The organism is Streptomyces purpurogeneiscleroticus, assembly GCF_020024005.1.
Classification (GTDB): Bacteria; Actinomycetota; Actinomycetes; order Streptomycetales; family Streptomycetaceae; genus Streptomyces; species Streptomyces purpurogeneiscleroticus.
Window position 1 is genome coordinate 1 of the sequence record NZ_NHSG01000284.1, and the last position, 6,874, is coordinate 6,874.

Annotated in this window: 7 protein-coding genes; 4 read left to right on the plus strand and 3 right to left on the minus strand. The window is 74.3% G+C overall.

The features are described from left to right. The coding region (locus tag CCS38_RS18240; protein WP_223734349.1) for an MFS transporter at positions 1–1,365 on the minus strand (1,365 nt) is incomplete at its 3' end. Positions 1,366–1,511: 146 nt separating this feature from the next. Between CCS38_RS18240 and CCS38_RS18245 the strand changes: the two genes are divergently transcribed. Next, positions 1,512–2,057, plus strand: coding sequence for a DinB family protein (locus tag CCS38_RS18245; protein ID WP_223734350.1), 546 nt, complete (start codon positions 1,512–1,514; stop codon positions 2,055–2,057). Between the two features lie 149 nt (positions 2,058–2,206). Continuing rightward, positions 2,207–2,833 (plus strand): histidine phosphatase family protein, encoded by a 627-nt coding sequence (locus CCS38_RS18250; protein ID WP_223734351.1) that lies wholly within the window; start codon positions 2,207–2,209, stop codon positions 2,831–2,833. On the opposite strand, the gene CCS38_RS18255 is transcribed toward CCS38_RS18250, so the two are convergent. Further along, entirely contained in the window at positions 2,826–2,999 is a 174-nt protein-coding gene (locus CCS38_RS18255) for a hypothetical protein (protein ID WP_223734352.1), read from the minus strand. The two genes, CCS38_RS18250 and CCS38_RS18255, sit on opposite strands and share 8 nt — an antisense overlap. A 217-nt stretch (positions 3,000–3,216) precedes the next feature. Between CCS38_RS18255 and CCS38_RS18260 the strand changes: the two genes are divergently transcribed. Together CCS38_RS18260 and CCS38_RS18265 are read left to right on the plus strand one after the other, a co-directional pair. Then, the gene (locus CCS38_RS18260; RefSeq protein WP_030261424.1) at positions 3,217–3,411 is read left to right on the plus strand and encodes a hypothetical protein; all 195 of its coding nucleotides are present in this window, start codon (positions 3,217–3,219) and stop codon (positions 3,409–3,411) included. Positions 3,412–3,451: 40 nt separating this feature from the next. After that, positions 3,452–5,050 (plus strand): hypothetical protein, encoded by a 1,599-nt coding sequence (locus CCS38_RS18265; protein ID WP_223734353.1) that lies wholly within the window; start codon positions 3,452–3,454, stop codon positions 5,048–5,050. Positions 5,051–5,181: 131 nt separating this feature from the next. Here the strand turns inward: CCS38_RS18265 and CCS38_RS18270 are convergent, their stop codons facing one another. After that, complete coding sequence (locus CCS38_RS18270; protein ID WP_223734354.1) at positions 5,182–6,687, minus strand: SCO1417 family PLP biosynthesis transcription factor; 1,506 nt, start codon at positions 6,685–6,687, stop codon at positions 5,182–5,184. Positions 6,688–6,874 lie beyond the last annotated feature (187 nt).

Consider the following 6,874-nt stretch of genomic DNA (forward strand, 5'->3'; position numbering starts at 1 on the left):
TTCGGGAGGCGCCGGCCCGATGTCCGGCTCCCGGTCCAGCTCCCGCCACTCGTGGCGGAGCCCCGCCAGGTTGGTGGCGAGGAAGTACGCCGCGCCGCTCACCGCGAGGACCGGTACGAGGCCGACCCAGACCACCGCCGCGCCGGCCAGCAGGCCGCCGAGCGGGATGCCCGCCCAGGCCAGCGAGTCGCCCAGGGCACCGACCCGGCCCAGGAGGCGGCGCGGTATCCGTTCCCAGATGACCGCGCCGAGGATCGGGTTGAGGAAGCCGGAGCCGAAGCCGGAGAGCGCGTACACCGCCACCACCGCCCACACCGGTACGTCCAGCGCCAGGATCACGAACTTGGGCGCGCCGGCGAGCAGGAAGCCGGCGAAGAAGACCGGCCGGCGGCGCAGCCGGTGGGCGACGACCGTGGCGACCAGGCTGCCGGCCACCGCCGTGAGGCCCGCCGCGCTCGCCATGAGGCCGATCGCGGACGGCCCGTGGCCGGTTTCCCTGGCCCAGATCGGCATCAGTACGGAGTTGCGGGCCGCGTCGAGGAAGTTGGTGAAGCCGACGGTGCAGATGACGATGAGCAGCAGCGGCTGGCCGCGCAGGTAGGTGAAGCCCTCGGCGAACCGGCGCCAGTAGCCCGCTTCGGGGCCGGCGGCCACGGCTCCGGGGGCGGCCGGGTCCCCGCCGTGCGGCGTCCCCGTGCCGTCGTCCGCGCCCCCCATCCCGCGCGGCAGGGCCAGCCCGACGAGGACCGATCCGAGGGCGAAGGTCGCCGCGTTGACGAGCAGCCCGGCGAGCGGCCCGAGTACGGCGACGAGTGCACCGCCCAGGCCGGGGCCCACCGTGGCGGCCAGCCGTTCGACGACGCCGAGCAGGCCGGTGGCCCGCTCGATGGGCATCGCCGAGCGGGCCGCAGCCTCCGGGATCATGACCTCTTTGGCCAGGTCACCGGGGCCGCGGGCGCCGCCGATCACGGCGACCAGGACGAGCAGCAGCCAGAAGTCCAGCAGGCCCAGGACGTGCAGCGCCGGTACCGCGGTGACCACCGCCGCGCTGACCACGTCCGCCGTCCAGGAGATCACCCGGGCGCCCGCCCGGTCGACCAGCGGTCCGGTGAGCGCCTTGATCAGGACGTACGGCGCCATCTCGCAGAACGCGACCAGGCCGGTCTGCGCCGCGCTGCCCGTGGTGACCAGGACGAACCAGGGCAGTGCGATCGCCGAGACCCGGGTGCCGGCCTGGGAGACGGCGGCGGCCGCCAGCAGTCCGGCGAGCGGGCGCAGCCGGGTCCAGCCGCCCGCCCATCTGCCGCGCCGGCCGCCTCCGATCGGTCTGCTCCCGTCGGCCTGCTCGGCCATGGGTCCGCTCACGCCGTCCGCCCCCGTTCCGTCCGCGCGCCGTCGCGCGCCCGCGTCAGTAACTGGATCCATTCGTTCCTATACCGCCCGGTGTGCTCGCGCGGCAGTGCTCGCTCCCCGCGTAATCCTCCGCGCGGGCGGTACGGCAGACTCGCCGCATGACCGAACCCACACCCACTGCTCCCGCCGCCGTGCCCGCGCCGATGCTCGTCCGCACCGGCGGCGAACGGGAGGTCCTGGAAGCGTTCCTGGACTTCCACCGCGCAACACTCCGGGGGAAGGTGCAGGGCCTGGCCGACGACGCGGCGCGCCGCCGGCTGGTTCCTTCGGAGACCACCCTCGCGGGGCTGGTCAAGCACCTGACCCTGGTGGAGCGGTCCTGGTTCCCCGACCTGCTGACCGCTGCGGACGCGCCCGCGGGAGACACGGGCGACGCGGCCGCGGCGGGCGGGCACGACGGCGGCTGGGAGGTGGGGCCCGAGGAGTCGCTCGACGGGCTGCTGGCGGCGTACGACGCGGCGTGCGCGCGGTCGCGTGCGGTGGCCGCCCCGTTCCCCCTGGACCATGTCGTGCCGCATCCGGCGATCGGCGAGATCTCGTTGCGCTGGGTCTATGTCCATGTCATCGAGGAGACCGCCCGGCACGTCGGCCACGCCGACATCCTCCGGGAGCAGACGGACGGCGCGACGGGCGTCACCGCGTGAGGACGGGGCCGGAACCGGCGCCTGTTGTCCGCCGTCCGGTAGCCTGAAATTGCTTGCATAACCCATATACGTACGTGCCGTACGGGCGGCGCGCCAGTACGGACACGCGCCGTGCGGGGCGCCGCCCGCGCCCCGACCGGAGTTCTCCCATGCGCCTGCTGCTGATCCGTCACGGTCAGACCCCGTCCAACGTCGGCCGCCTCCTGGACACCACGGCCCCGGGGCCCGGCCTGACCGAGCTGGGCGAGCAGCAGGCGGCCGCGCTCCCCGAGCGGCTGGCCGACGAGAAGATCGACGCGCTCTACGCCTCCACCCTCGTCCGCACGCAGCTGACCGCGGCGCCGCTCACCGCGGCCCGCGGCCTGGACGTGGTGATCCGCGACGGCATCCGCGAGATCGCTGCGGGGGACCTGGAGATGCGCGGCGACGCGGCCTCGAACGACCAGTACCAGCGCGTGGCGTTCTCCTGGCCGGCCGGGAAGCCGGAGCTGCGGATGCCCGGCGGCGAGAACGGCGTGGAGATGCTGGCGCGTTACGACGAGGTGATCGGGGAGATCGCCGCTTCCGGCGTCGAGGCGGCCGTCGTGGTGAGCCACGGCGCGGCGATCCGTACCTGGTCCGCGGCGCGGGCACAGAACCTGGACGCCGACTTCGCCATCGCCCACCCCCTCCCGAACACCGCGGTCGTCGTCCTGGAGGGCTCGCCGGACACCGGCTGGACGGCCGTCTCCTGGTCGGACATCGACATCCCGGCGACGGGCCCGCGCGTCAGCTGAAGAGGCTGCTGAACAGCCACATCACCAGCGCCCAGCCTCCGATGAGGGCCGCGGCGCAGAGGATGAAGCCGACCCACACGGAGCCGGGCAGGCGCGGGGGAACGACCGGCTTCGGGGGAACGACCGGGCAGCACTTCGAGCAGTGCGGTGGCGCGAGGACGGCCATGGCGCCCACATTCCTGCGTACCTAAGTGCCACACAAGGGGCGCGACCGGCATCTACGGCGCTTGTAGGCACACTCCGGGGCAGATTGCGCTACGACAGGGCCCGATTGGGCGGTTTCAACGATAAATCACCCATTTGCGGCTTTGCCGGGCTTGATACGGGCTGTGAGGCTGGAAGAACTCATGGTGACCGTCCCCACCACCCAGGAGAGAACCCCCATGGTCCTGTCCATCTCCGGCGTTGTCCTGCTCGGCGTCATCATGTTCCTGTTCTTCCGCAAGGACGGATTGAAGGTCTCCCACGCCATCGTCTGCGCGCTGTTCGGCTTCTACCTCGCGGGCACCGCCATTGCCCCGGGCATTAAGGCCGGCGGCGCGAGCCTCGCGGGTCTGCTCAAGGGGCTCTCGCTCTGAGATTCCTGCCGAGTCGTCACGCATCCCCAGGAGACCTTCCGTGCCCCCGCGTCCACTGCCCAGCATCCTGAGCAACAGCGCTCCCCTCACCCGCGGCCGCGACTTCGCGCGGACCGCGGCCGACAGCGCCTCCGACGTGTTCCACCCGCTGCTCGTCATCGGCCGCGGCCTGCGCCGGCTGTGCGCGGCCGGCCGGCAGCGGTGGTCGGCGACGCCGCGGGAGCGCCGCGGCCCCCTGCTGGCCACGACGGCCGTCTGCCTGGTGTCCCTGGCGCTCGTGCCGTACGGACCGCTGCTCGGCCTCATCTCGGTGATGGCGGCGGCGGCTTGGGCGGGCCGGGAGCGGACGCCCGTCGACGCCGGGCCGACCGAGGCCGAGACCGGCCGGCTGCGCGCCCTGTACGAGGCGCTGGTGCCGTACTTGAGCTTCGAGGGCGACCCGAACCCGCTGTATGTGCACGACGGCGACTGGGCCGCGGCCTTCACCGAGTACGAGTTCGACGAGGACGGGCGGCTCGCGCGGCTGCACCTGAAGTACCCGGTGTACTTCACCGATGCCGAGCCCCAGTCCCGGGCCCGCATCGAACAGGTACTGCTCGCCAAGTCGGGGCGCGGCCGGGAGTACCACTTTGCGTGGGACCAGGAGGGCAACCAGCTGGTGCTGACCGTGCTGCCCGCACTGCCGACCGACATCGCGGCCCAGCGGTTCGTGACCACGCCGGGCGAGACCGTGCTGGGCTTCACCGACGCGGGCGCGGTGCAGCGCACCGTACCGGTGGCGGGCGCCACCGAGGAGACCGAGTCGCGGGACGTGCCGCCGGTGGTCTGGCGGACCGGCCCGCGCTCCACCGAGTCGCATCTGCTGGCGCTGGGGCGCCCCGGGAGCGGCACCACGACCCTGCTGCGGTCCGTCGCCCTGCAGGCCCTCTGCCACGGTGACGTGCTGGTGATCGACGGCAGCGGGACCGGCGAGTTCGCCTTCCTGCTGGGGCGGCCCGGCGTACTCGGCGTGGAGTGCGGGCTGACCAGCGCGCTGGCCACGCTGGAGTGGGCGGCGCACGAGACGGAGCGGCGGCTGATCGCCGCGAACCGCGCGCGGCAGGCCGGGCTGCCGGTCCCCGACGACATCCGCCAGCCGCTGTGGGTCCTCGTCGACCGGCCGAGCGCGCTGACCCACCTCGCCGCGGCCGAGGGCCGCGACGACCCGCAGCGCCTCCTCCACGTACCGCTGCGCCACGGGCGCGCCGCGAGCGTCACCGTGGCCGTCGCCGACCAGTTCGAGAGCGCGGAGCTGCTGAGCGAGCCGGTACGGGCCCACACCCGGGCGCGCGTCGTGCTCGGGCCCACCAGCCCGGAGGACGTGCGTGCCGTCCTGGGCGCGCCCCCGGACACCACGCCCGCCGACCAGGTCCCCCCGGGGCGCGGCTACGCCCGGCTCGGCTCGGGCCCGGTCCTCCGCCTCCAAGTGCCCGCCACGCCCGACCCGTTCGACGACGCGACGAGCGAGTACCACCGGCAGGCGGTACTGGCACTGCTCCCGGAGCGCACGGCCCTCGGCTCCGTGCCCGCTGCCGCCACTCCGCCCGCCGGCACCGCGGACTTCGAGTACCGCGCCGGCACCGCCTCCGGGGCGGTGTGACCGACCGCCCTCACGGGCCCTGTTCTCCGGGCGGCCACCGGTGACGCGCTCCACCGGCGGCCGCCCGGACCATTCCTGCGGAACCGGTGTCCCGCCTTCCGGGACCGGTGTCCCGCCTTCCGGAGCCGGTGTCAGGCCACGAACGAGTGCAGCGTGTCGGTGTCCTGGGAGCGGCCCGTGGCCACGAGGTGGGCGGCGCCGGCCAGCCGGGAGGCGGCCTGGTCGGCGACCGCGCCGCTGACCGTGAACGGGAGGCGTACAAAGCCCTCGAAGGCGCCGTCCACGCCGAAGCGCGGGCCCGACGGCACGCGGACGCCCAGCCGCTCCCCCGCCTCTGCGATGCGCGAGCCGGACAGGCCGCCCGTGCGCGCCCAGAGGGTGAGACCGCCGCTGGGGACGCTGAACTCCCAGTCGGGCAGATGGCGCCGGACCGCGTCGACGATCGCGTCCCGGTTCTCGCGCGCCTGGTCCCGCCGGATGGCGACCGCCTCCTCCCAGCCGCCGCCGTCCAGCAGCGACGTGATGGCGAGCTGTTCGAGGACCGGGGAGCCGAGGTCGGCGTAGGCGCGGGCGGCGACCAGGCTGCGGATGATGTCCGGCGCCGCGCGCACCCATCCGATGCGCATACCGGCCCAGAACGCCTTGCTCGCCGAGCCCACGGTGATCACCGAGCTGCCCGAGGGGTCGAACGAGCAGACGGCGGGCGGCACTTCGACACCCGGGTCGAGACACAGCTCGGCCATCGTCTCGTCGACGACCAGGACCGTGCCGGCCGAGCGGGCCGCCGCGACCAGCCCGCGCCGCTGTTCCTCCGTGGCGAGCGAGCCGGTGGGGTTGTGGAAATCGGCGACGACATACGCCATACGGGGCGCGGCGTCCCGCATCACCTGGCGCCAGGCCGGGATGTCCCAGCCGCCGAGCCGCTCGGCGAGCGCCACGGGGACGAGCCGGGCCCCGGCGTCCCGCATCAGCTGCAGGATGTTCGCGTACGAGGGCGAGTCGACGGCCACCCGCTCGCCGGGGCGGGTGATCAGGCGGCAGATCGCGGCCACCGCGCCCATCGCGCCGGTGGTCACCATGATCTGCTCGGGCATGGTGGGGATGCCGCGGGCCGTGTAGCGGTCGGCGAGGGCCTGGCGCAGCGCGGGCAGCCCGGCCGGGTAGTCGCCGTGCGTGTGGGCGTACAGCGGCAGATCCGCCATGACGCCCTGCACGGAGCGGGTGAGCCAGGGCTCGGGCGCGGGCAGCGCGGCGCAGCCCAGGTCGATCATCGAGCCGGCGGCCTCCGGGGGCAGCGGCTCCAGCCCCCGGGTGGGCAGCGGGTTGCCGGCCGGTACGGCGGTCCAGCTGCCCGAGCCGCGCCGCGACTCCAGGAAGCCCTCGGCGCGCAGCGCTTCGTAGGCGGCGGCCACGGTGGTCCTGCTGACGGACAGCGCGGCGGCCAGCTCACGCTCGGCGGGCAGCCGCGCGGCCACCGGGATCCGCCCTTCGAGCACCAGGAGGCGGACGCCGTCGGCGAGGGTCCGGTACGCGGGGATGCGCCGGCCGCCGACCGCCGCCGAGGCGGCGCGGTCGTCCTGCGACCGCACCAGGCGGGCGAGTTGGGCCGCACCCACCGCTGAAGTCCACTGCGCCATCTCGACCAGTCCACCTTTCCGCGATTGGCCATGGAACCCGGCTGTCGGCCCGCCACAGGCTGACCTCCTACAGTCCAATCTTGCCAGGAGGGGAACCCGTTGTCTGCAAAGGGATCTGCAGAGGCGTCCGCAGAGGGGCCTGCGGAGGGGCCGGAAAAGGGGCCGGAGGGCGGTCCGGCGGACGGCC